At 70.2% G+C, this 25,245-nt stretch carries 21 protein-coding genes; 17 read left to right on the forward strand and 4 right to left on the reverse strand.

Annotated features, from left to right (window positions below; all coding sequences use genetic code 11):
• Positions 1-218 precede the first annotated feature (218 nt).
• From ACYQ78_RS19705 to ACYQ78_RS19715, 3 genes are all read left to right on the forward strand, one after another.
• The gene (locus ACYQ78_RS19705) at positions 219-1,937 is read left to right on the forward strand and encodes an ABC transporter ATP-binding protein (protein WP_459802320.1); all 1,719 of its coding nucleotides are present in this window, start codon (positions 219-221) and stop codon (positions 1,935-1,937) included.
• 229 nt (positions 1,938-2,166) lie between these two features.
• Positions 2,167-3,813: a urocanate hydratase gene (hutU, locus tag ACYQ78_RS19710; protein ID WP_459802321.1), complete on the forward strand. Its 1,647-nt coding sequence runs from the start codon at positions 2,167-2,169 to the stop codon at positions 3,811-3,813.
• A 3-nt stretch (positions 3,814-3,816) separates the two neighbouring features.
• Complete coding sequence (locus ACYQ78_RS19715; RefSeq protein ID WP_459802322.1) at positions 3,817-4,629, forward strand: MurR/RpiR family transcriptional regulator; 813 nt, start codon at positions 3,817-3,819, stop codon at positions 4,627-4,629.
• On the opposite strand, the gene ACYQ78_RS19720 is transcribed toward ACYQ78_RS19715, so the two are convergent.
• The 3 genes from ACYQ78_RS19720 to ACYQ78_RS19730 all read right to left on the reverse strand — a co-directional run bounded on the left by ACYQ78_RS19720 (position 4,626) and on the right by ACYQ78_RS19730 (position 6,931).
• Positions 4,626-5,375 (reverse strand): ABC transporter permease, encoded by a 750-nt coding sequence (locus ACYQ78_RS19720; RefSeq protein WP_459802323.1) that lies wholly within the window; start codon positions 5,373-5,375, stop codon positions 4,626-4,628. The two genes, ACYQ78_RS19715 and ACYQ78_RS19720, sit on opposite strands and share 4 nt — an antisense overlap.
• The gene (locus ACYQ78_RS19725) at positions 5,372-6,331 is read right to left on the reverse strand and encodes an ATP-binding cassette domain-containing protein (RefSeq protein ID WP_459802324.1); all 960 of its coding nucleotides are present in this window, start codon (positions 6,329-6,331) and stop codon (positions 5,372-5,374) included. The genes ACYQ78_RS19720 and ACYQ78_RS19725 overlap by 4 nt, the downstream gene beginning before the upstream one ends.
• A gap of 69 nt (positions 6,332-6,400) precedes the next feature.
• Positions 6,401-6,931 (reverse strand): PadR family transcriptional regulator, encoded by a 531-nt coding sequence (locus ACYQ78_RS19730; RefSeq protein ID WP_459802325.1) that lies wholly within the window; start codon positions 6,929-6,931, stop codon positions 6,401-6,403.
• 60 nt (positions 6,932-6,991) lie between these two features.
• Between ACYQ78_RS19730 and ACYQ78_RS19735 the strand changes: the two genes are divergently transcribed.
• Complete coding sequence (locus tag ACYQ78_RS19735) at positions 6,992-7,660, forward strand: SDR family oxidoreductase (protein WP_459802326.1); 669 nt, start codon at positions 6,992-6,994, stop codon at positions 7,658-7,660.
• On the opposite strand, the gene ACYQ78_RS19740 is transcribed toward ACYQ78_RS19735, so the two are convergent.
• Positions 7,657-8,934 (reverse strand): TIGR04013 family B12-binding domain/radical SAM domain-containing protein, encoded by a 1,278-nt coding sequence (locus ACYQ78_RS19740; RefSeq protein WP_459802327.1) that lies wholly within the window; start codon positions 8,932-8,934, stop codon positions 7,657-7,659. The two genes, ACYQ78_RS19735 and ACYQ78_RS19740, sit on opposite strands and share 4 nt — an antisense overlap.
• A gap of 54 nt (positions 8,935-8,988) precedes the next feature.
• Here ACYQ78_RS19740 and ACYQ78_RS19745 point away from each other — a divergent pair, with 54 nt between their 5' ends.
• The 13 genes from ACYQ78_RS19745 (at position 8,989) to ACYQ78_RS19805 (ending at position 25,233) form a co-directional block, all read left to right on the forward strand.
• The gene (locus ACYQ78_RS19745; RefSeq protein ID WP_459802328.1) at positions 8,989-10,158 is read left to right on the forward strand and encodes an allantoate amidohydrolase; all 1,170 of its coding nucleotides are present in this window, start codon (positions 8,989-8,991) and stop codon (positions 10,156-10,158) included.
• Entirely contained in the window at positions 10,158-11,489 is a 1,332-nt protein-coding gene (locus tag ACYQ78_RS19750; protein ID WP_459802329.1) for a formimidoylglutamate deiminase, read from the forward strand. The genes ACYQ78_RS19745 and ACYQ78_RS19750 overlap by 1 nt, the downstream gene beginning before the upstream one ends.
• Before the next feature lie 21 nt (positions 11,490-11,510).
• Positions 11,511-12,659 (forward strand): imidazolonepropionase, encoded by a 1,149-nt coding sequence (gene hutI / locus ACYQ78_RS19755; RefSeq protein WP_459802330.1) that lies wholly within the window; start codon positions 11,511-11,513, stop codon positions 12,657-12,659.
• A gap of 147 nt (positions 12,660-12,806) precedes the next feature.
• Positions 12,807-13,736 carry a sigma-70 family RNA polymerase sigma factor gene (locus ACYQ78_RS19760; protein ID WP_459802331.1) on the forward strand — a complete coding sequence of 310 codons (930 nt, stop codon included), beginning with the start codon at positions 12,807-12,809 and terminating at the stop codon, positions 13,734-13,736.
• Positions 13,737-14,039: 303 nt separating this feature from the next.
• A complete protein-coding gene (locus ACYQ78_RS19765) occupies positions 14,040-15,350 on the forward strand; it encodes an ammonium transporter (RefSeq protein WP_459802332.1) in 1,311 nt (436 codons plus the stop codon).
• Positions 15,347-15,685 (forward strand): P-II family nitrogen regulator, encoded by a 339-nt coding sequence (locus tag ACYQ78_RS19770; RefSeq protein ID WP_030455639.1) that lies wholly within the window; start codon positions 15,347-15,349, stop codon positions 15,683-15,685. Before ACYQ78_RS19765 ends, ACYQ78_RS19770 begins: the two co-directional genes overlap by 4 nt.
• Before the next feature lie 7 nt (positions 15,686-15,692).
• Positions 15,693-17,996 carry a [protein-PII] uridylyltransferase gene (locus ACYQ78_RS19775; RefSeq protein ID WP_459802333.1) on the forward strand — a complete coding sequence of 768 codons (2,304 nt, stop codon included), beginning with the start codon at positions 15,693-15,695 and terminating at the stop codon, positions 17,994-17,996.
• A gap of 217 nt (positions 17,997-18,213) precedes the next feature.
• The gene (locus ACYQ78_RS19780) at positions 18,214-21,099 is read left to right on the forward strand and encodes a sensor histidine kinase (protein ID WP_459802334.1); all 2,886 of its coding nucleotides are present in this window, start codon (positions 18,214-18,216) and stop codon (positions 21,097-21,099) included.
• Positions 21,096-21,515: a roadblock/LC7 domain-containing protein gene (locus ACYQ78_RS19785; RefSeq protein ID WP_459802335.1), complete on the forward strand. Its 420-nt coding sequence runs from the start codon at positions 21,096-21,098 to the stop codon at positions 21,513-21,515. Before ACYQ78_RS19780 ends, ACYQ78_RS19785 begins: the two co-directional genes overlap by 4 nt.
• 6 nt (positions 21,516-21,521) lie before the next feature.
• A complete protein-coding gene (locus tag ACYQ78_RS19790) occupies positions 21,522-21,884 on the forward strand; it encodes a DUF742 domain-containing protein (RefSeq protein WP_066373473.1) in 363 nt (120 codons plus the stop codon).
• A 7-nt stretch (positions 21,885-21,891) separates the two neighbouring features.
• Entirely contained in the window at positions 21,892-22,449 is a 558-nt protein-coding gene (locus tag ACYQ78_RS19795; RefSeq protein ID WP_066373639.1) for a GTP-binding protein, read from the forward strand.
• A 274-nt stretch (positions 22,450-22,723) separates the two neighbouring features.
• A complete protein-coding gene (locus tag ACYQ78_RS19800; RefSeq protein ID WP_459802336.1) occupies positions 22,724-23,860 on the forward strand; it encodes a polyamine ABC transporter substrate-binding protein in 1,137 nt (378 codons plus the stop codon).
• Between the two features lie 92 nt (positions 23,861-23,952).
• The gene (locus tag ACYQ78_RS19805) at positions 23,953-25,233 is read left to right on the forward strand and encodes a glycosyltransferase (protein WP_459802337.1); all 1,281 of its coding nucleotides are present in this window, start codon (positions 23,953-23,955) and stop codon (positions 25,231-25,233) included.
• Positions 25,234-25,245: the final 12 nt, after the last annotated feature.

A 25,245-nucleotide genomic window follows, 5' to 3' on the forward strand; every position in this document is an offset into this window, starting at 1 on the left:
ACTCTTTTCATGAACCGGTTAAGGGGAGCGGGTCCTCAGAGTCGGGCGAAGTGCCGGAGGTGTACAGGAATCCACCTCTGGTAGGAGTCGAAACCCGAGGTGGCCGGTGAGACTCGGATGAAAGCTTCAATTTTCCGTCAATTCAGGTTGACACCCTCTTTGCCGTCAACCTAGATTGACGTCGTCAACTTTAATTGACGTCCTTTCAGGGGGCTCACGTGACGTCGTCCTGGCGAATGCTCGCCGACCTGGTCAGACCACACCGGCGCACCCTCGTGGTGGCCGGTCTCCTCACGCTCGCCGGTTCGGCCGGTGGGCTCGCGATGCCGTTGTTCGTCCGGTCGGTGATCGACCGGTTCGGGGCCGGGGAGAGCGTGCTCGGTCCCGTGCTGCTGCTCACGGTCGTGGTGCTCCTCGGCGCCTCGATCTCGGCGCTCGGTCAGTTCACGCTGGAGCGGATGGGCGAGGGGATCGTCCTGTCGGCCCGGGTGCGGCTCGTCGACCGGGTGCTGCGGCTGCGGGTGCCCGAGGTCGACCGGCTCAAGCCCGGCGACCTGCTGTCGCGCGTCACCTCCGACACGACACTGCTGCGGACCGTCACCACCGACGGCCTGGTCGGCGCGGTCGGCTCGGCCGTGCTGTTCGTCGGTGCGGCCGTGCTGATGGGGGTCATGGACTGGGTGCTGCTGCTGGTCACTCTCGGGGTGGTCGCGGGGGTGGGCGGGCTCGGCACGCTGCTGCTCCCGCGCATCCGCAAGGCCTCCCTCCTCGCGCAGGAGGCGCTCGGTGACATGGGCTCGGCGCTCGACCGGGCGCTTCAGGCCTTCCGTACGGTCAAGGCGTCCGGCGCCGAGGCCCGCGAGATCGCCGTGATCGAGGCCGCCGCCGCCAAGGCCCGCGACCGGGGCGTGCGCTCCTCGGCCTACCAGTCGATCGCCGGCACCACCGCGTGGCTGTCGGTCCAGCTCGCGTTCCTGGTCGTGCTGGCGGTCGGCGGCGCCCGGGTGGCCAGCGGCGCGATGACCATCGCCACCCTGATCGCGTTCCTGCTCTACCTGTTCTTCCTGGTCGCCCCGCTCGGCCAGATGGTGCAGGCGGCCACCCAGCTCCAGAACGGCCTGGCCGCGCTGACCCGGATCAGGGAGATCGACGACCTCCCGGTCGAACCGGCCGCCACCCCCGGCCAGGCCACCGGCGTGCCGGTCGGCGTGGTCTTCGACGACGTCGTGTTCCGCTACGGCGACGACCGTCCGATCGTCCACCACGGCGTCAGCTTCGAGGCGCCCGCCGGACGCCTGTCGGCGCTGGTCGGCCCGTCGGGCGCGGGCAAGTCGACCGTGTTCGGCCTGGTCGAGCGGTTCTACGAGGCGACGTCGGGCCGGATCGCCATCGGCGGCACCGACATCGGCGACTGGCACCTGCCCGACCTGCGGGCCGCCGTCGGCTACGTCGAGCAAGACGCCCCGGTGCTCGACGGAACCCTCCGGGAGAACCTCACCTTCGCCGCCCCCGACGTGACCGAGGAGGAGGTGTGGCGCGCGCTGTCTCGTACAAAACTGGACGACCTGGTCGAACGGCTGCCCGAGGGCCTGGAGACCCAGGTCGGCCACCGGGGCATCCTGCTGTCGGGCGGTGAACGCCAGCGCGTCGCCATCGCCCGCGCGCTGCTGCGGCGTCCCCGTCTCCTGCTCCTGGACGAGGCCACCTCCCAGCTCGACGCGGTCAACGAGCTGCGGCTGCGCGAGGTCATCGCCGAGGTCGCCCGCGAGACGACCGTGCTGGTCATCGCCCACCGGCTGTCGACCGTCACCGGCGCCGACCGGATCATCGTCATGGAGGCGGGCCGGGTCCGCGCCAGCGGCACCCACGACGAGCTGATCGCCGAAGACGACCTCTACCGGGAACTGGCGGCCACCCAATTCCTGGTCAACTCGTAGCCGGAGCTTTCCCGTGCGGGGGAGGTGACGCGAGCGGATCGCGGGCACCCCGCAAGGAGCGGAGCCTCTCCTTCGCCACAGAGCCGGAACCGGGTCAACGCGCACGTGCGGTCGCGTCCGGGACGGGGTGCCCCGGGACGCCGGGGTGCCCCTCCGACTCCCAGACCGTCTCCCACAGTCGTATCCTTCGGGAAACGGATGTGAATACGTTCATTCAGGAGAGTGCGCCATGCCGATCGTGCGGAGCCCCCGTGGCACGACCTTGACCGCCAAGGGCTGGCCCCAGGAGGCCGCGCTCCGGATGATCCAGAACAACCTCGACCCCGAGGTGGCCGAACACCCCGAAAAGCTGGTCGTGTACGGCGGCTCGGGCAAGGCGGCCCGCGACTGGCCCTCGTTCCAGGCGATCATCAGGACCCTCACCACCCTCGACGATGACGAGACCCTGCTCGTGCAGTCGGGCCGCCCGGTCGGCGTGATGCGCACCCACGAGTGGGCGCCCCGGGTGCTCATCGCCAACTCCAACCTGGTACCCGACTGGGCCAACTGGGAGGAGTTCCGCCGCCTGGAGGCCGCCGGTCTCACCATGTACGGCCAGATGACCGCCGGTTCCTGGATCTACATCGGCACCCAGGGCATCCTCCAGGGCACCTACGAGACCTTCGCCGCCGTCGCCGCCAAACGCTTCGGCGGCACTCTGGCCGGGACCATCACGCTGACCGCCGGCCTCGGCGGCATGGGCGGCGCCCAGCCCCTGGCCGTGACGATGAACGGCGGCGTCGCGATCTGCATCGACTGCGACCCCCGGTCGATCGACCGCCGCATCGAACACCGCTACCTCGACGTAAAGGCCTCGTCGCTGGCGGAAGCGCTGAAGATGGCCTACGAAGCACGGGACCAGCGGAGACCGCTGAGCATCGGCGTCGAGGCGAACGCCGCCGACGCCCTGCCCGAGCTCCTCGCCATGGGCGCCGAGATCGACATCGTCACCGACCAGACCTCCGCCCACGACCCGCTCATGTACCTGCCGCGGGGCGTCGAGTTCACCGACATGGCCGAGGCCCGCGAGAAGGACCCGGCGGGCTTCACGATCAAGGCCCGCGAGTCGATGGCCCGCCACGTCGAGGCCATGGTCGGCTTCCTCGACGGCGGCGCCGAGGTCTTCGACTACGGCAACTCGATCCGCGGCGAGGCCCAGCTCGCCGGGTACGGCCGCGCGTTCGCCTTCCCCGGCTTCGTGCCCGCCTACATCCGCCCGCTGTTCTGCGAGGGCAAGGGCCCGTTCCGCTGGGCCGCGCTGAGCGGCGACCCGCGCGACATCGCGGCCACCGACCGGGCGATCCTCGACCTGTTCCCCGACAATGAGCCGCTGGCCAGGTGGATCCGGCTGGCCGGGGAGAAGGTCCACTTCCAGGGCCTGCCGGCCCGCATCTGCTGGCTCGGCTACGGCGAACGCGACAAGGCCGGTGAGCGCTTCAACGAGATGGTCGCCGACGGCACCCTGTCGGCTCCCGTCGTCATCGGGCGCGACCACCTCGACTGCGGGAGCGTGGCGTCCCCGTACAGAGAGACCGAGGGCATGCTCGACGGGTCGGACGCGATCGCCGACTGGCCCCTGCTCAACGCGATGGTCAACGTCGCCTCGGGCGCCTCGTGGGTGTCGATCCACCACGGCGGCGGCGTCGGCATCGGCCGCTCGATCCACGCGGGCCAGGTCACCGTGGCCGACGGCACCCCGCTCGCCGCCGAGAAACTCAACCGGGTCCTCACCAACGACCCCGGCATGGGCGTCATCCGCCACGTCGACGCCGGCTACCCCGAAGCCGCCGAAGTGGCGGCCGAAACGGGGGTCCGGGTGCCGATGCGGGAGAATTGAGGCGTGGTCGACGGTCTCGAACGCCTCCTCGACGGCCGCCGCCTCTCTCCGGCGCAGCGCCGTATCGCCCACTACCTGGGCGAACACCTCCACGAAGCGATCTTCCTGTCGAGCGTGGAGCTGGCCGAGCGCGCCGGGGTGAGCCAGCCGTCGGTGACCAGGTTCGCCACCGCCCTCGGCTTCGCCGGATATCCCGAACTGCGCCACGCCCTGCGCCCGCTGGTCCTCGGCGGCCCGCCGCCGAGGGTGGAGGCGGGCCCCGACGCCCTCGACACCGAGATCGGCAACCTGCGCTCGCTGCGCGACCGCGTCGAGCCGCTGACCAAGACCGTCGGCGAGGTCGGCACCGCCCTGGCGGCCAGTGAACCGCTGCCGATCCTGGGCCTGCGCGTCTCCAGCGGCCTGGCCACCACGTTCGCCTACTTCGCCCGGCGCATCCACCCCGACGTGCGCCTGTTCACCCACGGCGGCTCGGAACTCGCCGACGGCCTCCACGCCGCCCGGCGGGCCGGGGCGGGCTGGCTGCTGGCCGTGGTCCTGCCCCGCTACCCCGCCGAAGCGGCGGCCGCCCTCACCGAGGCCCGCGCCCTGGGCCTGTCGATCGCCGTGATCACCGACCGGCCCGACGTGCCGTTCCCCGCCGACGTCGTTTTGGACGCGCCGGTCGGCGAACGGCTGGTCTTCGACTCACACGTGGCCCCGCTGGCGCTGGCCATGCTCCTGGTGGAGGCCATGGCCGACGCCGCGCCCCTGAGAACCCAGGCCCGCCTCGACGAGCACGAACGCTTCACCGAGCAGACCGGGACGTTTCTCTAGGCCGCCAGGCGGCGCAGGGAACGCATCGACCAGACCAACGTGATCAGGGCCAGGCCGATGAGCAGGGCGAACGCGATCGGGATGGTCGAGTCGCCCAGGTCGCCGCGGAACAGTGAGCGGCCCGCCTCGACGCCGTAGTAGAGCGGGTTGAACTTGGCCAGGGTCTGGAGCCAGTCGGGGCCGAGCGACACCGGCAGGAACAGGCCCGCGATCAGGGTGAGCGGCATCGCGAAGAACTGCACGAGCTGCGAGACGCCGTTCTCGTCCTTGATGGCCAGGGCGAGCCCATACGACAACGAGGCGGCGAACAAGCCGGTCACGGCCATCAGCAGCAGCATGACCAGGAACTCGGGCAGGCCGATGCGCAGGCCCATCAGGATGGCCACGCCCATGACCAGGATCGCCTGGAGCACCAGGACCAGCATGTCTTTGGCGACCCGGCCCAGGATGATCGCCGGGGGCCAGGCCGGGGAGACCGCCAGCCGCTCGAGCACCCCGTTCCGGGTCTCGTTGATCATGCCGAACCCGGCGAACAACGAGCCGAACAGCGCGATCATCATCATCGAACCCGGGGTGAACATGGCCAGCACTTCGGGCATCGACCCGCTCGCCGTCGTCGAGCCGAGCAGCGGCGCGAAGAAGACGAGGTAGAGGACCGGCTGCATGATGCCGAACAGCGGCCAGACCGGGTTGCGGAGCAGGAACCTGAGCTCGTAGCCGAGGAAGAGGGAGATCTGACGAATCATGCGGCATCTCGCAGGGATCGGCCGGTGTGGCGGAGGAAGACGTCGTCGAGGGTGGCCCGGTCGAGCGAGATCGACTCAAGGCTCAGGGAGCGCTCTTCGAGCACCCGCAGCAGGTGGGGCAGGCCGTGCTCGCCGTCGTCGAGGTAGGCCCGCAGCAGGCCCTCTTCGGTGCGGACCTCCTTGACGTAGGACTGGGTGCGCAGCGCCTCGGCGGCCTCGTCGACGCCCTTGAGCTTCAGGGTGACGACGTCGCCCGCGACCTCCTTCTTGAGCGAGGCCGGGGTGCCCTGGGCGACCACGGTGCCGTTGTCGATGATGACCAGGCGGTCGCAGAGCGCGTCGGCCTCGTCGAGGTAGTGGGTGGTCAGCAGCACGCTGGTGCCCCGGTCGCGCAGGGCGCGGACCTCGTCCCACAGGTTGGCCCGGTTCTGCGGGTCGAGGCCGGTCGTCGGCTCGTCGAGGAACACCAGCGGGGGAGCGGTGACCAGGCCGAGCGCGATGGCGAACCGGCGCTTCTGGCCGCCCGACAGAGTGCGGGCGGGCCGCCGGGCGAGCTCGCTCAGGCTGAAGGCGGCCAGCAGCTCGTCGGCGCGGGCCTGGGCGGCCTTCTTCGACAGCCCGGCGATCCGCCCGGCGAGCATGAGCTGGTCGATGCCCGGATTGTTCTCGTCGACGCCACCGGCCTGGCTCACGTAGCCGATGCTCTCGCGGACCTTCGCCGCCTCCTTCACCACGTCGAACCCGGCCACCCGGGCGGTGCCCGCGGTCGGGGCGATGAAGGTGGCGAGCATCCGGACGGTGGTGGTCTTCCCCGCGCCGTTCGGCCCGAGCGCCGCGAAGATCTCACCCTTCTGGACCTCCAGGTCGATGCCGCGTACGGCCTCGACCTCCTCGGTCTTCCCACGCCCGCGTTTGGCGTGGAAGGTCTTGCGCAGCCCGTGCGCCTCAATGATCATTCGGAAAGCCTTTTCGCATAGGGGGGACGACCCAGCCTCGGGGATGACGCCGGGTCAGGGTCAACCGATTTACGGGAGCTCGCCCTTTTTGACCCGCCCGACCGCGTCTTCTATCCAGACGAGCTGCGAGCCGAGCTGGGCGTTGGCCAGCCGGATGCACTCGTCGACGTGGCGGGGCGCGTCGAAGGCGAGCTTGGCCTGGAGGGCGCGTTCGGTGGCCGAGACCGCCGCCCGGAGCTGCACCAGCCGCGCCTCCATGGCGCTGACCAGGTCGGCGGGGGAGAGCCGGTCCATGAACGTCAGTGCGACCTGGAACGGATCGATGATCGGCTTGATCTCCCACCAGTAGGTGACGAGCTGCCGCTGGAACTCCTCGCGCCCGGTTTCGGTGATCTCGTAGACGGTCTTGCCGGCCTTGCCCTGCCCGACGACGGCGAGCAGGCCCTCGTCGGCCATCTTGGCCAGGCCGTGGTAGATCGATCCGTAGGCCACGTTGGCCCAGTGACCCGCCCCCCACAGTTCGAGGCGCCGACGCACCTCATAACCGTGCAGCGGACCGTCGAGCAGAGTGCCCAGGATGAGGACCCTTGTGGAGGACATGCTCAAATTTATACACAAATTTGAATAGGAGCCGCAACGCCTTTAACTAAGGTGATCGCCATGAGTGATCGTCCTGTCGCCCTGATCACGGGCGGATCCCGCGGCCTCGGCGCCGCCGTCGCGCGTGCCCTCGCCCCCACCCACGACCTGATCCTCGGTGGACGGGGCGGTGGGAAGCTCGGCGAGGTCTGCAAGGAACTCGGCGCGCGGCCGTTCCCGGTCGAGCTGACCGAGGTCACCGCCCGTGACGTCGAAGGGCTCGGGCGCATCGACCTCCTCGTGCACAGCGCGGGCGTGGTCACCCTGGGCCCCGTCGGCGAGACGCCGATCCACGTGTGGCGGGAGACCTTCGAGGTGAACGTCTTCGCGGTGGCCGAGCTGACCCGGCTGCTCCTGCCCTCGCTCCGCGCGGCGAAGGGGCAGGTCGTGCTGGTCAATTCGGGAGCGGGCCAGCGGGCGCACCCCGACTGGGGGTCGTACGCCGCCAGCAAGTGGGCCCTGCGCGCCTACGCCGACGTGCTCCGCCAGGAGGAGCCCGACCTGCGCGTCACCACGGTCTACCCGGGGCGCATCGACACCGACATGCAGCGCGACGTACGTGTGCAGGAGGGCGGCGAGTACGAGCCGCACCGCTATCTCAGGGCCGAGTCGGTGGCCGGGGCCGTCGTCGCGGCGGTGACCGCCCCGGCGGACGCCCACCTCACCGAGGTGATCGTCAGACCGCGCTAGATACGGCGGCGCGGGGTCCGGCGCGGATACTGCTTGGCCGTCTCGGCCAGGACCTGGGCGTGTTCGGCCTGCTTGCGCCAGTGGCCGTAGGCGTCGCCGCGCTGGGCCAGCCGGTCGAGCTCGGCCGTGGTGGTCAGCGGGATCAGCGCGGGCTCGGCGTCGCGCCACGGAGTGCCCGGCAGCGGCATGAACGTGTGGGTGTGGATGCGGGCACCCAGATCGGCCAGGTCGGAGGCGAGCCTGAGCGAGTCGCGCTGGTCGTCTTCGGTCTCGCCCGGCATGCCGAAGATGAAGTCGACGTTGGGACGGAACCCGAAGTCGATCGCGATGCGGGCCGCGTCGAGCACCGGCGCGGCCCCGTGGCCACGGCCCGAACTGGCCAGGATGCGGTCGGAGCCCGACTGGGCGCCGATGATGATGTTGTCGTTGGCGACGTACTTCCGCAGCATGCGCATCGCCTCGGGCGTGACGTGCTCGGGGCGGATCTCCGAGGGGAAGCTGCCGAAGAACACCCGGCCGCCCGCGGGCGCCTCCTCTTTGCAGGCCACCAGCAGCTCTTCGACCTTGCCGAGGTCGGGGTCGGCGCCCTGGCTGCCGTAGCTCAGCGAGGTCGGGGTGATGAACCGGACGTCCCGCAGCCCCCGGGCGGCCATCCGCCGCACGTGGTCGCGGACGCTCTCGACCGACCGGTGCCGGAACTGGGCCCCGAACATGAACGGGGTCTGGCAGAACTTGCAGGTGTAGCGGCAGCCGCGCGTGATCTCGATGGGCCCGGCCCGGCCCGTGGGGAAGGACGGGAAGGCGTCGAGCGGGAGCTGCGGGGCACCGGGGGTGCGAAGGGCGATGCCGTCGTGGTCGCGGACCGCCAGGCCCGGGACCTTCCGGAGGTCGGGCTCGGCGACCAGGGCGATGATCGTGGTCTCGCCCTCGCCGATCGCGGCGACGTCCCAGCCCGCGTCGATGACCTGCTGGGGTTCTGCTGTGGCGTGGACTCCGCCGGCGACGTGGACGACGTCGCCCCTGTCGGTGAGCGCCCGGACTTCGGCCAGTTCGGCCGTCATTAACGGGAAATCGGGCGAGTAGAACGACCACAGCACCAGAACCCGCCCTGCGTCGGCCTGGCCGATCTGGATCGCCGTCTCCTCGGCGCTGGTGGCGAACCTGATCTCGAAGTCGACCGCGGGAGGCGCCGCTTCGAGGGCCGCCAGCAGGGCGTGCATGCCGTAGGTCACCGCCTTGCGGTAACGGACGACCACGCTGACATCGAAACCCACGCGGTCAGGGTAGCCCTCCCTGGACTGAATGGAGCCATTCAGTAGGGTGGAGGAATGCTGGCGGACATCGAGCAGATCGGCAGAAACCCGCGCACCGGGGGCTATCGGCGTGACGCCTGGTCACCCGCCGACATGGAGCTGCGTGCGTGGTTCACCCAGGAGGCCGGGCAACGGGGTCTGACCAGCCACGAAGACCGCAACGGCAACCTGTGGGCATGGTGGGGCGACCCGTCCACGCAGGGGCCCGGACTGGTCACCGGGAGCCATCTCGACTCGGTCCGCGAAGGCGGCGCGTTCGACGGCCCGCTCGGCGTGGCGTCGGCCTTCCAGGCGATCGACCTGCTCCGGGGCGACGGGTTCGAGCCCGACCGCCCGATCGCGGTGGCCTGCTTCACCGACGAAGAGGGCGCCCGGTTCGGGGTGCCCTGCATCGGCTCACGGCTGCTGACCGGCGTCCTCGACCCGGTCAGGGCCCGAAGCCTCAAAGACGATCAAGGTCTGAGCCTGGACGAGGTTCTCACCGCCGAGGGCCGCGACCCCGCGCACCTGGGTCGCGACGACGAGACCCTCGCCCACGTCGGGGTCTTCGTGGAGCTCCACGTCGAGCAGGGGCGCGCCCTCCAGGGGCCCGTCGGGGTGGCCAGCGCGATCTGGCCCCACGGGCGCTGGCGCTTCGACTTCCGGGGGACGGCCGACCACGCCGGCACCACCGCCCTCGAAGACCGCGACGACCCGATGCTCGCCTACGCCCGCGCCGTGCTGGCCGCCCGCGTCCAGGCCGAGACCCACGGGGTGCGAGCCACGTTCGGCAAGGTGCGGGTCGAGCCCGGCAACGCCAACGCGATCCCCTCGCTGGTCACCGCCTGGCTCGACGCCCGGGGCCCCGAGACCGGGGCCGTGCGCCGCCTGGTCGAGGAGCTGTCGGCCGGGGTCGAGGTCACCGAGGAGTCGTGGACGCCCGAGGTCACCTTCGACGACGTGCTGCGCCACCGGATCGCCACCGTGGCCGGGCTCGACGGCCACCCCGCGCCGATCCTGCCGACCGCCGCCGGGCACGACGCCGGGATCCTGGCCTCGGCCGGGGTGCCGACCGCGATGCTGTTCGTCCGCAACCCGACCGGGGTCTCCCACGCGCCGGGCGAGTTCGCCGAACCGGCCGATTGCGTCTCCGGCGTCATCGCGCTGGCCGCCGTGCTGGCCGACCTGACCGGGGGAGGGGCCTGATGGAGACGTACTGGTGCGAGATGGCACTGGTCGGCGGTGCGGTCGCCGAAGGGGTGCAGATCGACGTCGAGGGCCGCCGTGTCATCGAGGTCAAACCAGGGGTGCCGCCGAGCGGCGAGGTCCTGGCGGGCCTGACCATCCCCGGCATGGCCAACGCCCACTCCCACGCCTTCCACCGCGCCCTGCGCGGCCACACCCAGGTGGGCAAGAGCAGCTTCTGGACGTGGCGCGACCAGATGTACGCCGCCGCAGGCCGCCTCGACCCCGACACCTATTACCGGCTGGCCCGCGCGGCCTACGCCGAGATGGCCCTGGCCGGGATCACCGCCGTCGGCGAGTTCCACTATCTCCACCACGACCACGGCGGCGTCCCCTACCACGACCCCAACGAGATGGGCCACGCCCTGGTCCGGGCCGCCCGCGACGCCGGAGTCCGGCTCGCCCTCCTCGACACCTGTTACCTGAGCGGCGGCTTCGGCGCCCCGCTGGAAGGTGTGCAGCAGAGGTTCGGCGACGGCGACGTCACCCGATGGGCCGAGCGCGCCGACCTGCTCGCCGGCGCCTACGCCGGAGCCGACGACGTGGAGATCGGCGCCGCCATCCACTCGGTGCGGGCCATGCGCCCCGAGCAGATGCCCACCTTGGTCGAGTTCACCCACCACCACGCCGGGCCGCTGCACGTCCACGTCTCCGAGCAGCCCGCCGAGAACGAGCAGTGCGTGGCCGCCTACGCCGCCTCCCCGGTCCGGGTCCTGCACGAGGCCGGGGCGCTGGGCCCGAGGTCTACGGCGGTGCACGCCACCCACGTCTCCGACGAGGACGTCGCCCTCCTCGGCGGCTCCGGCACCCACGTCTGCGTCTGCCCGACCACCGAACGCGACCTGGCCGACGGGATCTGCGCCGCCCGCCGCCTCCACGCCGCCGGGAGCCCCATCACCCTCGGCTCCGACAGCCACGCCGTGGTCGACCTCTTCGAGGAGGCCCGCGCGATCGAGCTCGGCGAGCGCATCGTCAGCGGCGAACGCGGCCACTGGCGGGCCGACGAACTGCTCACCGCCGCCACCCTGGCCGGGCACGCCTCGCTCGGCTTCCCCGACGGCGGCCAGCTCGCCCCGGGCGCCTGGGCCGATCTGGTCACAGTAAGGCTCGACTCCGTCCGTACGGCTGGCGCGACGGCCGGTTCGGCAGTGGAATCGGTGGTGTTCGCGGCGACGGGGGCCGATGTCGTGTCCGTCGTGTCGGGTGGACGGCGGATCGTCGACGCCGGACGCCACGTGATGGGTGAGGTGGGCCACCTGCTGCGGGACGCCATCGGCGACATCCGCGGCTGACACGTGATTGCGGGTGCGGATATGGGCGCGACGCTCTTCTATGACATCGGGCTGCTCTTCACGGCCGATCAGGACCGTGAGGAGATCACCAAGGCGGCGGTGGTGATCCAGGGCGCGGAGATCGCCTGGGTCGGGGAGGCCGCGCGGGCCCCCGCCGCCGACCACCGGATCGACGCGCGCGGCCGGGCCATGCTCCCCGGGTTCGTCGACAGCCACGCCCACCTGGTCTTCGCCGGCGACCGGACGGCCGAGTTCGCCGCCCGGATGGCCGGGGAACGCTACACCGCCGGGGGCATCCGGACCACGGTCGCCGCGACGAGGGCGGCGTCCACCCCGGAGCTGGCCACCCGGACCGCCGGGCTGGTCCACGAGATGACCAGCCAGGGCACCACCACCGTCGAGATCAAGAGCGGCTACGGCCTGACCCTCGACGACGAGAAGCGCTCCCTGGAGGTGGCGCGGGCGTTCACCGAGGAGTCGACCTTCCTGGGCGCCCATGTCGTGCCGCCGGGCACCGACCCCGACGAGTACACCCGCCTGGTCGCCGGGCCGATGCTGGCCGCCTGCGCCCCCTACGCCAAGTGGGTCGACGTGTTCTGCGAGCGCGGCGCCTTCGACGAGGCCCAGAGCCGGGAGATCCTCACCGCCGGGAAGGCGGCAGGGCTGGGTGTACGCGTCCACGCCAACCAGCTCGGCGAGGGCCCCGGAGTGCGGCTCGCCTGTGAGCTCGGCGCGGCCTCGGCCGACCACTGCACCCACCTCACCCGTGAGGACGTCGGCATGCTGGCCGACGCGGGCGTGGTCGCCACCCTTCTCCCCGGGGCGGAGTTCTCCACGCGCTCCCCTTATCCCGAGGCGCGCAGGCTGCTCGACGCCGGGGTCACAGTGGCGCTGGCGACCGACTGCAACCCGGGTTCCTCCTTCACCTCGTCGATGCCGTTCTGCGTGGCGCTGGCCGTACGCGAGATGGGCATGACCCCCGCCGAGGCGGTCCGGGCCGCGACGGCGGGCGGGGCGGCGGCGCTGCGCCGCGACGACGTCGGGGTGATCCGGCCGGGCGCGCGGGCCGATCTGGTGATCCTGGAGGCGGCCTCCTACGTGCACCTGGCGTACCGGCCGGGAGTGCCGTTGGTCACGCAGGTCTGGCAGGCGGGACGTAGGGTGGTATGAAAATTCCGCGCAAAGCCCGGCGCATCCTCCTATAGGAGGAATTGAAAACCATTCTGCTGGCGTATCTCTTGAGGGAATCTTTGCCCTGATCGAACCGTTGGCCAGTTCAGGACGAGGGTGTTCGCGCTGCGGAACGAGGTGCCTGGAATGGCGACGGGGAACAGGACGCAGGAAGTCGCGGATCGAGATCTGCTGGGAACCTACCTGGCCGAGATCGGACGCGTTCCGCTCCTGAGCGCAGAGCAGGAGGTCGAGCTCGCCAAGCGCATCGAGGCGGGGCTGTTCGCCGAGCAGCTGCTCGACACGGGTGACCCGGAGCCGAAGGTCTCCGACGCGCTCGACGAGGAACTCGAGAGGGTCGCGGTGTCGGGGCGCCGCGCGAAAGACGAGTTCATCCAGGCCAACCTGCGCCTGGTGGTGGCGGTGGCCCGGAAATACTCCGGGCGGGGAATGCCGCTCATCGATTTGGTGCAGGAGGGGAACCTGGGCCTGGTCAGGGCGGTCGAGAAATTCGATTACCGCCGTGGCTACAAATTCTCGACCTATGCGACGTGGTGGATTCGCCAGTCGGTCGGCCGGGCCATTCACGAGCAGGCGCGCCCGGTGCGGCTGCCCACCCACGCCGGCGAGCAGATGACCCGCCTGATGCGGGTGCGTCGCGACATGCTGGCCGAGTTCGACGCCGAGCCCACCGACGACGACCTCGCCACGGTGCTCGAACTGCCCATCGAGCGGGTGCGCGAGCTGCGCCGCTGGGCCTCCGACCCGGTCTCGCTCCAGCTGGGCGTCGGCGACGAAGACGAGACCGAGCTCGGCGACATGATCGCCGACGAGTCGTGGGCCAACCCCGAGGAGCAGGCCCTGGCCACCCTCGACCGTGAGCGCCTGGAGCACTGGCTGACCGGTCTCGAGGGCCAGGCCAGCGAGATGCTGCGCTGGCGTTACGGCCTGGTCGACGGGCGTGAACACACGCTGACCGAAGTGGGCGAGCGCTACGGCATCGGCCGTGACCGCGCCCGCCGCCTGGAACGCGACGCGCTGGCCCGTCTCCGCAAGATGGCCCACGTGGCCGCATAGTTTTACCAGCTCAGGGAGCGCCTGCCGGTTTACCGGCAGGCGCTTTTCGTGTGTCCGGAACCTCCGAAACACGTCCGAAACACGCCTGCGGCGAGTTTCACAGATGTGAAACATGCAGCGTCTCGACCTGAAACGGCGGAAGAACACCCTGGCGTGCACGGAGAGGTAGCCGGGCGGTATGTGACGGTTCACCTCTCATCCCTGACTACGTCAGTGCGCGAGCCGGTCGATGACGCCCTTGGTGAAGCGCCACTGCGCAAGTGATAACCGGCCACACGCCAATTGGAAGGAGGGTCGCATCGAATGAAGATCGATAGCGGCTCCACAGCCTGGATGCTCGTGAGCACGGCGCTCGTGCTGCTCATGACTCCGGGACTCGCGTTCTTCTACGGGGGCATGACCAGGGCGAAGAGCGTCCTGAACATGATGATGATGTCGTTCGTGGCGATCATCACGGTGACGATCACGTGGGTGGCCTACGGCTACTCCCTCGCGTTCGACGCCATCGGTGAAGGCGACGGATTCCTGAACAAGCTTGTCGGCGGGCTCGACAACGTCGGGCTCATGGGCGTCAACGAGGCTGCCTACAACGACACCTTCCCCATGATGGTGTTCTCCGCCTTCCAGCTGACCTTCGCGATCATCACGGTCGCCCTGATCAGCGGTGCGATCGCCGACCGTGCCAAGTTCGGCGCGTGGGTGGTCTTCACCGTCATTTGGGCCACCCTTGTCTACTTCCCCGTCGCCCACTGGGTGTGGGGTGGCGGCTGGCTGACCGAGCTCGGCATCGAGGACTTCGCGGGCGGCACGGTCGTCCACATCAACGCCGGTGCGGCCGCTCTGGCCCTGGCGCTGGTTCTCGGCAAGCGCTCCGGCTGGCGTAAGGAGCCGATGCGTCCGCACAACCTGACGCTGGTGCTCCTCGGTGTCGGTCTGCTGTGGTTCGGCTGGTTCGGCTTCAACGCGGGCTCCGAGCTCGCCGCCGACGCCACCGCCGGTCTCGCCTTCATGAACACCCAGATCGCCACGGCCATCGCGGCCGGCGCCTGGCTCGTCGTGGAGAAGCTCCGCGACGGTCACGCGACCACCCTCGGTGTCGCCTCCGGCGCCGTGGCCGGTCTGGTCGCGATCACCCCCGCGTGTGGTTTCGTCGACGTCTGGGCCGCCGCCCTCATCGGTCTCCTCGCCGGTGCGATCTGCGCCTACGCCGTCGGCCTCAAGTACAAGTTCGGCTTCGACGACTCGCTCGACGTCGTCGGCGTGCACCTCGTCGGCGGTGTCATCGGCGCCGTGGCGCTGGGCTTCGTCGCCGCCTACCCGTTCCTCGACGGCCAGCAGGTCGGTCTGTTCTACGGCGGCGGCTGGTCGCAGCTGGGCCTCCAGGTCCTCGGCCCGGTGGCGGTCGGTGGCTACTCCTTCGTGGTGACCTACATCATCGGTAAGGTCATCGACAAGACCATGGGCTTCCGGATCAGCCAGGAAGACGAGGTCACCGGCATCGACATCACCGCCCACGCCGAGACCGGCTACGACCTCGGCACGATCCACTCCTCGGGCGTATCGTCCCTCAACGGGCCGGCGGTTCCGGCCGAGGCGAAGAAGGTGGACGCATGAAGCTGATCACGGCGATCATCAAGCCGTTCAAGCTCGACGACGTGAAGGCCGCGCTGGAGCAGTTCGGCGTCAAGGGCATCACGATCAGCGAGGCCAGCGGCTACGGCCGTCAGAAGGGCCACACCGAGGTCTACCGCGGCGCCGAATACCAGGTCGACCTGGTCCCCAAGGTGCGCGTCGAGGTGCTGACCGAGGAAGACGACGCCGAGGACGTCATCGACGTCATCGTGAAGGCCGCCCAGACGGGCAAGATCGGCGACGGCAAGGTCTGGTCGGTCCCCGTGGACACGGTCGTGAGAGTCCGTACCGGGGAACGCGGCCCGGAGGCGCTGTAACCGGATGATGAGAGGGGAAGCTCGCTCGTTCGCCGCCGCCCGTAAGGAACGGGCGGCGGACATCGACCGGTGGCTCACGGACCTGCTCCGGACCGCCGTCAGTCAACGGAACGGAAAGGGCGGGCTCCTCGACAGCGAGCTCAGAGGAAGAACAGAGCTCGGAGGCGCGGAGCGCGGCCCCCTCACCGGGGTCGCGCTCGTCGCGGTCGGGAGCCTGGGTCGCGGGGAGCTGGCCCCCGGTAGCGACCTCGACCTGGTCCTGCTGCACAACGGGCGTGACGACGTCGCCCAGATCGCCGACCGCATCTGGTATCCCATCTGGGACTCCGGGGTCGGCCTCGACCACTCGGTCCGTACCGTCGACGAGGCCGTCAAGGTCTCACGGGAAGACCTCAAGGCCGTGCTCGGCCTGATCCAGGCCCGCCACATCGCGGGCGACGCCGAGCTGACCCGCGCCGCGCGTGAGGCGGTGCTCGCCGAATGGCGGGCCGACTCCCGGCGCCGGCTGGGCGAACTGCGGGAGTCGGCCGACAAGCGCGCCGAATCCTCCGGTGAGCTGGCCTTCCTGCTCGAACCCGACCTCAAGGACGCCCGCGGCGGCATCCGCGACGTCCAGGCGATGCAGGCCGTGGCCGCCGCCTGGGTCGCCTCCGCGCCTGGGCCGCGCGTCCGGGAGGCCCACGAACTGCTGCTCGACATCCGCCACGGGCTCCACCTGGTCACCGCGCGCGGCACCGACCGCCTGGTGCTCCAGGAACAGGACGCCGTGGCGGGCACGCTCGGGCTGCTCGACGCCGAGGCGCTGATGCGCCGCCTGGCCGAGGCCGGGCGCACGATCGCCCACGCCTTCGACGCGACGTGGCGTACCGTCGACCGGCTCCTGTCCGGTCCGGCGCCGCGCGGACGACGGCCGCTGGCCGACGGCGTGGTGGAGCACGGCGGCGAGGTCGTGCTGGCCCGCGGGATCAACCCGCGCAACGACCCGATCCTGGTGCTGCGGGCCGCCGCCGCGGCGGCCGAGGCCGGGCTGCCGCTGGCGCCCGCCACGGTGACCGCGCTGGCCGCGCAGTCGCCGCCGCTCCCGGTGCCGTGGCCCGACGAGGCCCGCGACGCCCTGGTGGGGCTGCTGGGCGCCGGGCGCGCGGCCGTGCCCGTCTGGGAGGAGCTCGACCAGGCCGGGGTGCTCGTACGGCTGATCCCCGACTGGGAACGCGTCCGCCACCGGCCGCAGCGCAACCCGATCCACACCTACACGGTCGACCGCCACCTGATCGAGACGGTCGCCGGGGCCGCGGCGTACACCCGCGAGGTGTCCCGGCCCGACCTGCTGCTCATCGGCGCGCTGCTGCACGACATCGGCAAGGGCTGGCCCGGCGACCACTCGACCACCGGTGAGGTGGTCGTGCGCGACATCGCCGCGCGCATGGGCCTGCCGCCCGCCGACGTCGAGGTGCTGGCCACGATGGTCCGCCACCACCTGCTGCTGCCCGAGACCGCGACCCGCCGCGACCTCGACGACCCGGTGACGATCTCGCGGGTGGCCGAAGCGGTGGGCTCCCACGAGGTGCTCGAACTGCTGGCCGCCCTGGCGGTCGCCGACGGCCTGGCCACCGGCCCGGCCGCCTGGAACTCGTGGAAGGCCAACCTGGTCTCCGACCTGGTCCGCCGGGTGCGGTCGGCCCTGGCGGGCACCCCGCCGGCGTCCGCGCCGAGCCTGTCGGCCGAGCAGGCCTCGCTGGCCCGCCACGGCGGCGGCGCCATCAGGGTCAACGGGGGAGCGGTCACCGTGGTCGCCCCCGACCGTCCCGGCCTGCTCTGGCGGGCCGCCGGGGTGCTGGCCGCCCACCGGATGGTCGTGCGGTCGGCCTCGGCCGCCTCGGCCGGGTCGACGGCCGTCATCGAGTTCGCGGTGGTGCCCGAATACGGCTCCCCGCCCGATCCCGCCACGCTGGAGGCCGATCTCCGCCTCGTCCTCGCCGGACGCCTCGACATCGAACAGCGGCTGGCCCGCCGCACCCGCTCGCTGCGCCCGCCCAGAGTGCCGGTCGCGCCGCCCCGGGTGACCTTGGTGGACGACGCCTCCAACACGGCCACGGTCGTGGAGGTCCGCGCCCACGACCGTCCCGGTCTGCTGTGGAAGATCGGCCGCGCGTTCGGCGACTGCGGTCTCGACGTGCGGGCGGCCCGGGTGGAGACGCTCGGCGCCGAGGCGGTCGACGTCTTCTACGTCGTCGACCGGGCCGGGCGGCCCATCACCGATGAGACACAACGTGGACAAGTCAGGGAACACGTACTGTCCGCACTGCGATGATCTGGTAGGTGTGAGGGCGGGTTCGCCTTGCACCTTCTTGATCACCTTTGTACGTTTCCGTCCACTTACCTATTGGTAACGATTGTGTGCGCGGCCATGGGTAAACCCGTGGCTGATCATGACCTTGTGGTCGAATTGTGCCCGCTTGTATGGCTATGTCACTTCACGCTGTCAGGAGTGTGAAGGGCTTTTTGTCAAGTACGAATGGCGGGGGCCGGTGTCCACTCACAAGCGGGCAAGCCGTTTCGCGCTGCGCAACTGGCGCGTGCCCACGAGGCTCACCGCGCTCATCCTCGCGCCGACTCTGATCGCGGTCATCCTGGCCGGTATGCGGGTCGTCGGCTCGGTCGACAGCCTGTCGGCCTACGAGAGGACCGCGACGGCGGCCGGGTACGCCGGTCGTCTGCGGGAACTGGCGCAGCAGCTGGCGGCCGAACGCGACCACAAGGCCTGGCTGGAGGGTCTGGTCGGCGTGCAGAGCGCGCTGCGCAACGCCGACGAGACGATCCGCCAGCACACGGACACTCTGACCAAGCAGAAGCAGGTCGTGGACGGGATGATCAAGACCTCCCTGACCGACCTGGGCGCGATCGACTCCACGTTCGGCCCGCGTCTCGTCGAGGACGCACGGCAGGCCGCCAACCGTCTGGAGACGGTGGCCGACAGCCACGTCGCCGAGCGCGACGACAACCCGGCGACCTCGATCTTCTTCGACTACACCACGACCATCGCCACCATCCTGCGGCTGCACGACGACCTCGGCGAGCTCAGCGACGACCCCGGCGTGATCAGCGCCACCCGCGCGCTCAGCGCCCTGGCCCACGTCAAGGAGGAGGCCTCCCAGCAGCGCGCCATGCTCGTCGGCGAACTCCTGGAGCCCCGCCAGTCGTTCACCCCTGACGACCTCCAGCGCTTCCTGGGCGCGGGGTCGCGGCAGGAGACGTACGAGAGCGCCTTCAACGCCGAGGCGACCACGACCCAGTTCCAGGCCTTCCACGCCGCCCGGATCAGCAAGGCCGGCACCGACGTCGAGATGGCCAAGGCCTGGGCGGTCGCCCTCGGGTCGCGCAACCAGCCGCTGAAGCCCATCCCCGGCCGGGTGCTGACCGCGCAGGACTGGTTCCGCGACAACGGCACCGTGCTCGACGCGATGTCCAAGGTCGAGGCCCAGGTGGCCGACGCCCTGCGGGCCCGCGCCGACGACCTGCGCTCCACCGAGCGGCGCAGCGCCATCGTGGCCGGCGCGCTCATCCTCGCGCTGATCCTGCTGGTCCTGGTGACGACCGTGCTCATCGCCCGCTCGATGGTGCGCCCGCTGCGGCGGCTGCGCGTCGAGGCCCTGGAGATCGCGGGCAACCGGCTGCCGGAGATCGTGCGCCGCATGCGCGAGTCGGAGACGGGCGACACCTCCCCGGCCGTGCAGCCCATCGCGGTCGAGAGCCAGGACGAGATCGGCGAGGTCGCGCAGGCCTTCGACGAGGTCCACCTCCAGGCGGTCAAGCTGGCGGGGGAGGAGTCCCGGCTCCGCAACAACGTCAACGCGATGTTCGTCAACCTGTCGCGCCGCACCCAGACGCTGGTCGAGCGCCAGATCTCGCTGATCGACGGCCTGGAGCGCGGCGAGCAGGACGGCGCCCGCCTGGCCGACCTGTTCAAGCTCGACCACCTGGCCACCCGCATGCGCCGCAACTCCGAGAACCTGCTGGTCCTGGCCGGGCACGAGACCGCGCGCAAGCGCAGCTCCCCGGCCCGGCTGGTGGACGTCGTCCGCGCCTCCCTGTCGGAGGTCGAGGACTACGAGCGGGTGGTCGTGCGGGTGCACCGGTCGGCCGCCGTCACCGGCCACGCCGCCAACGACGTCGTGCACCTGGTGGCCGAGCTGGTCGAGAACGCCATCTCGTTCTCCCCGCCCGGCACCAAGGTCATCGTGTCGAGCAGCCCCATCGAGGGCGGCGCGGTGCTGCTGGCCATCAGCGACTCGGGCATGGGCCTGAGCGCCGACGAGCTGCTGGAGGTCAACACCAAGCTGGCCGAGCCGCCCGTCGTCGACGTGTCGGTCTCCCGCCGGATGGGCCTGTTCGTGGTCGGCCGCCTGGCCGCCCGGCACGGCATCAGGGTGCAGCTGCGCCGCGGCGACACCACCGGCATCATCGCGATGGTGCTGTTCCCGGCCGAGCTGATCAGCAACGCCGACGCCCCGGTCTCGCCCTCGCAGCAGCAGCCCCAGGTGACCGGCCCGCTGCCCATGATCACCACGGGTCCGTTCGTGCCGGGGCCGATCATCAACACGGGCCCGTTCACCCCCGGCCCGTTCCCGTCCACCACGGGCCCGATCACCACGGGTCCGATCAGCACCGGGCCGATCCCCGCTCCCTCGGGATCGAGCGGTTCAGGCGGGCTGCCGCAGCGCAAGCCGCCGGCGCCGCGCACCCCCGGGGACGACGCGCACCCCGGCAGGGTGCCCCGGCAGGGGAGCACGCCTCCCGGCGGGACCTTCCCCGGCTTCGAGCGGCGCCAGCCGAGCGGCCCGGCGAGTGGGACCGGGCGGCTGCGCCCGTCGAACGGCGACACCCCGCCTCCGGCGCTCCCGGCGCCGCCGTTCACCGAGCACTCGGGCGCGTTCCCGGTGCCCGGGGCGGCGGGAACGCGCCCGCCCGCGCCGCCGCGCGTTCCAGATCCGCCGCTGGAACGGGGCGACGAGTTCCTGCCGATCTTCTCGTCGGTCGAGTCGGCGTGGTTCCGGCGGCCGGACGCGCCGCCGCCACCCGTCACCCCTGGGGCTCCAGATGCGCCTGTGGCGCCTGGGACGACCCCCTGGGGCAAACATGCCGATCAGGGTTTCCAGGCCGCCCGTGCGGCCAACGAACCGGCCTCCGGGGGCGTCACACAGTCGGGGCTCCCGAAGCGGACGCCGCGAGCCAACCTGGTGCCGGGTTCCGTGGGCACGCAGGGCGGTGCGGCCACGCCGCCGCCGGAGGCGCCCCGGCCGCAGGTCTCACCCGAGGCCGTACGCGACCGGCTGTCGAGTTTCCAGCAGGGCGTACGCCGAGGGCGGGCCGAGAGGCCGCAGGAGGGCACGGGTAATGAGGAGGAGGGCTCGTGACTGAGCTCAGCGTCGACGTGAGCAGGTTCGACTGGCTGATCACCGACTTCGTGGGCGGCACTCCCGGAGTGGCGCACGCGGTCGTGGTGTCGGCCGACGGCCTGCGGCTGGCCCACTCCGACGGGTTCCCGCCCGACCGGGCCGACCAGCTGGCGGCCGTGGCCGCCGGGCTGGCCTCCCTGACGACCGGCGCCTCGCGGGTGTTCGAGGGCGGACCGGTCCGGCAGACCGTTGTGGAGATGCAACGTGGACTGCTCATGGTCATGTCGATCAGCGACGGTTCGGCCCTCGCCGTACTGGCGTCACACGATTGTGATCTGGGGCTCGTCGCCTACCAGATGACCCTCCTCGTGGAACGCGCCGGACAGGCGCTGACCCCGGCGTTGCGCGCCGAGCTGCACTCGGCGCGGCGGTGATGGCCGGTGCGCGCGGGTGAGGGGACCGAGGACGAACCTCTATTCCGTCCCTACGCCGTCACCGGAGGACGTGCCGAGCCGCGTTACCATCTGGCGATGGAGACGCTGGTCTCCACGGCGGCCATGATGGGCGATGACTACTCCCTGCTCGGCCCCGAGCAGGAGGCGATCATGACGCTCTGCCGATCCGTCCGATCGGTCGCGGAGATCTCCGCACTGCTCCGGGTCCCTCTCGGGGTGGCACGGGTCCTGATCGCCGACATGGCCGACGAAGGGCTGGTGCGACTGCACATGCCACAGCTCATCAGCACCGGCCAGCCGGACTTCAACTTGCTCGAAAGGGTGCTCAGTGGACTTCGCAGGCTCTAGTCGCGGCCTGACCTCGACGAAGATCGTCGTGGCGGGCGGTTTCGGCGTGGGCAAGACGACGTTCGTCGGCGCCGTCTCGGAGATCCTTCCGCTGACGACCGAGGCCGTCATGACCGACGCCAGCGCGGGGATCGACGACCTCGGGCTCACACCGAACAAGACGACCACCACCGTCGCGATGGACTTCGGCCGTCTCTCCCTCGACCAGGATCTGATCCTTTATCTGTTCGGAACCCCCGGGCAGCACAGGTTCTGGTTCATGTGGGACGATCTGGTCCGCGGCGCGATCGGCGCGGTAGTGCTGGTCGACAGCCGTAGGCTTGCCGACAGCTTCCCGGCGATCGATTACTTCGAGGAGGCCCAGCTTCCGTTCGTCGTGGCGCTGAATGGGTGGGACGGCGTGTTCATGCACGTCGAAGACCAGATTCGCGAGGCTCTGTCGCTGCAGCCGCACGTGCCCATCGTGCGGACGGACGCGCGGTCCCGCGAAGCGGTCAAGTCCACCCTGATCACCCTAGTTGAGTACGTACTGACCGTACGTTCCGCTTACGGTCGGCAATACTGATCGGGAACATTCCGCACCTCACGGGCATTGAGGGCCATCTGTCCCCGGCAGGTGGCCCATGTTTTTGTCCGGATTGCGGTGTTTCGTGGAGTTAAGGAGCTGGAGTCCCATTTCAAAGTTTGACAGGGTGCTGAAGCATCCTTCAAATCGAAGTGTGAACGTCCAGCTAACAATGTCCTGAAAAGTCTTGATCTGTGTTGATACGTGCTGCAACACTCCCCCTTTGGTCTGCCCCCCAGCAGACCCCTCGGCAAAATCAGAAGGAGTAGCGGTCGTGTCCCGAACCCGGCACACCCGTCATCTGCCGGCTGTAGTCACCGCCGCCGGCCTTGTCCTCGCCATGGCCGCTTGCGGGCCTGACGCGAACACCGCGGCCGAGGGCGGCTCCGCCGCCGCGCCAAGCGCCACTGCGGCGCAGCTCGACCCGAACGCCGACCTCACCAAGCAGAGCCTCACCTTCACCATCTGGGACGGCTACAGCCCCGAGGACCTGCCGCAGCGCGTCAAGGAGAAGCTCGGCTTCAACATCGAGAAGGCGATCCACGACACCAACGAGACGGCGATGGCCAAGATCCTCGCCTCCAAGGGTGTCGGCTTCGACGTCGCGTTCGTCTCGGGCCAGTACGCCCAGGCCCTCAACGAGGCCGGTCTGCTGGAGCCCCTGCACAAGGAGCTCATCCCGAACCTGGCGAACCTTTACCCCGAGGCGTCGAACCTGTCCTACGACAAGGGCAACAACTACTCGGTCCCCTACACCTGGGGCACCACCGGTATCTGCTACCGGAGCGACCTCGTCAAGCCGGCCCCGACGAGCTGGAACGACCTGCTCCAGCCGAAGCCGGAGTACGAGAAGAAGATCACCCTGATGACCACCGAGCGCTGGCTCGCGCTGCCGGCCCTCAAGGCGATGAACCAGTCGATCAACACCACCGACGACGCGGTGATCGCCAAGGCCAAGGAGATGCTCCAGGCCGCCAAGCCCAAGCTGCTGGCCTTCGACGACACCACCTTCGGTGAGAAGGTCGCCAAGGGCGAGGCCGTGATGGCCGAGGCGTGGGACGGCTGGTGCCCCACCGGCGAGCCCAACGTCGCGTTCACGGTTCCCAAGGAGGGCTCCGACCTCTGGGTGGACACGATGGTGATCCTGAAGGCGTCCAAGAACAAGGAAGCCGCGCACGCCTTCATCAACTTCATCCTCGACCCGGAGCAGCACGGCTGGGCCGCCACCAACATCCTCTACAAGGTGCCCAACAAGGCCGCCATGGAGAAGATCCCGGCCGAGGTGCTCGCCTCGAACGAGCCGCTGAAGCTGACGCCGGCCGACCTGCTCCAGGGTGAGTCGATCATCGACCTGGGCACCGACTCGGTGAAGTACACCACCCTGTCGACCGAGGTCACTGCCGCGCAGTGACGTCGTGACGGCACCGCGGCGGAGTCCCCGGGGGCTTCGCCGCTTTTCGCCGTCCGCGTTGGAACGATCGTTTACCGCGAGAGAGAACCCCAATGTCTGCTGACAAGCCGCTGACCGTCCTGTTCATGCCGGAGAGCGCGTACGGGCCCACCAACAACTGCATCGGCATCGGAGACGTCCTCCTCAAGCGCGGCCACCGTGTGGTGTTCGCGGCCGAGGCGTCCTGGAAGGGCAAGCTGACCGCCCTCGGCTTCGAAGAGGACCTGGTCGACCTGGCCCCGCCGACCGACGAGGAGCAGGACGCCGGTCAGTTCTGGAAGGACTTCATCCGCGACACCGCGCCGGAGTACCGCAAGACGACCAAGGAGCAGCTCGAGACGGTCACCAAGCCGATCTGGGACGCCCTCGTCGACGGTGCCAAGTACTGCGAGCCGCAGCTCAAGGCCATCATCGAGCGCGTGCAGCCCGACGTCATCGTCGAGGACAACGTGATCGCCTTCCCGGCGCTGCTCACCGCGGGCGTGCCGTTCGTGCGGATCATGTCGTGCAACCCGCTGGAGATGCGCGGCGACGGCGTGGCCCCGGTCTTCTCGGGTCTGCCGGCCACCGGTGAGGGGTGGAAGGAGTTCTCCGAGGAGTACGACCGCACCCACCGCGAGATCTGGGCCGCCTTCAACGAGTGGGTCGTGGAACAGGGCGCCCCGTCGCTCCCGGACCTTGACTTCATCCACGAAGGTGACGCGAACCTCTACGTTTATCCCGAATTCCTCGACTACACTGTCGAGCGCCCGCTCGGGCCCTCGTGGACCCGGTTGGACTCGTCGGTTCGCGAGACGGATGAGGACTTCACGTTGCCGTTCGAGCGCGGTGACAATGCGCTGATCTACTTCTCGCTCGGTTCGCTCGGTTCGGCTGACGTCGAGCTGATGCGCCGGGTGATCGACGTGCTGTCGCGCACTCCGCATCAGTACATCGTCTCCAAGGGCCCCCTCCACGAGGAGATCGAATTGGCCTCCAACATGTGGGGCGCCGAGTTCGTACCGCAGACGAAGATCATCCCGCTGGTGGATCTCGTCATCACCCACGGTGGCAACAACACCACCGTCGAGGCGCTGCACTTCGGCAAGCCGATGATCGTGCTGCCCCTGTTCTGGGACCAGTACGACAACGCCCAGCGCGTCGACGAGAAGGGCTTCGGCGTCCGCCTGGACACCTACAAGTTCTCCGACGACGAGCTCATCGGTGCCGTCGACCGCCTGATCGGCGACTCCGCCCTCCGTGCCGACGTGGCCGCGAAGGGCGAGGAGCTCCGCCGCCGAGACGGCCTCCGCGTGGCCGCGGACGTCATTGAGAAGGTCGCGGTCAAGGAATAAGCACCAATCGCA

It is taken from the genome of Herbidospora sp. RD11066 (genome assembly GCF_054661255.1).

Excerpts from the sequence above, each read along its gene's own strand:
- ACYQ78_RS19750 (WP_459802329.1), top strand. The coding sequence starts at position 10,158 with ATGGAGACGTACTGGTGCGAGATGGCACTGGTCGGCGGTGCGGTCGCC.
- hutI (WP_459802330.1), top strand. The coding sequence starts at position 11,511 with ATGGGCGCGACGCTCTTCTATGACATCGGGCTGCTCTTCACGGCCGAT.
- ACYQ78_RS19805 (WP_459802337.1), top strand. The coding sequence starts at position 23,953 with ATGTCTGCTGACAAGCCGCTGACCGTCCTGTTCATGCCGGAGAGCGCG.
- ACYQ78_RS19730 (WP_459802325.1), bottom strand. The coding sequence starts at position 6,931 with ATGTCCTCCACAAGGGTCCTCATCCTGGGCACTCTGCTCGACGGTCCG.
- ACYQ78_RS19745 (WP_459802328.1), top strand. The coding sequence starts at position 8,989 with ATGCTGGCGGACATCGAGCAGATCGGCAGAAACCCGCGCACCGGGGGC.
- ACYQ78_RS19725 (WP_459802324.1), bottom strand. The coding sequence starts at position 6,331 with ATGATCATTGAGGCGCACGGGCTGCGCAAGACCTTCCACGCCAAACGC.
- hutU (WP_459802321.1), top strand. The coding sequence starts at position 2,167 with ATGCCGATCGTGCGGAGCCCCCGTGGCACGACCTTGACCGCCAAGGGC.
- ACYQ78_RS19775 (WP_459802333.1), top strand. The coding sequence starts at position 15,693 with ATGAGAGGGGAAGCTCGCTCGTTCGCCGCCGCCCGTAAGGAACGGGCG.
- ACYQ78_RS19735 (WP_459802326.1), top strand. The coding sequence starts at position 6,992 with ATGAGTGATCGTCCTGTCGCCCTGATCACGGGCGGATCCCGCGGCCTC.
- ACYQ78_RS19720 (WP_459802323.1), bottom strand. The coding sequence starts at position 5,375 with ATGATTCGTCAGATCTCCCTCTTCCTCGGCTACGAGCTCAGGTTCCTG.
- ACYQ78_RS19770 (WP_030455639.1), top strand. The coding sequence starts at position 15,347 with ATGAAGCTGATCACGGCGATCATCAAGCCGTTCAAGCTCGACGACGTG.
- ACYQ78_RS19760 (WP_459802331.1), top strand. The coding sequence starts at position 12,807 with ATGGCGACGGGGAACAGGACGCAGGAAGTCGCGGATCGAGATCTGCTG.
- ACYQ78_RS19765 (WP_459802332.1), top strand. The coding sequence starts at position 14,040 with ATGAAGATCGATAGCGGCTCCACAGCCTGGATGCTCGTGAGCACGGCG.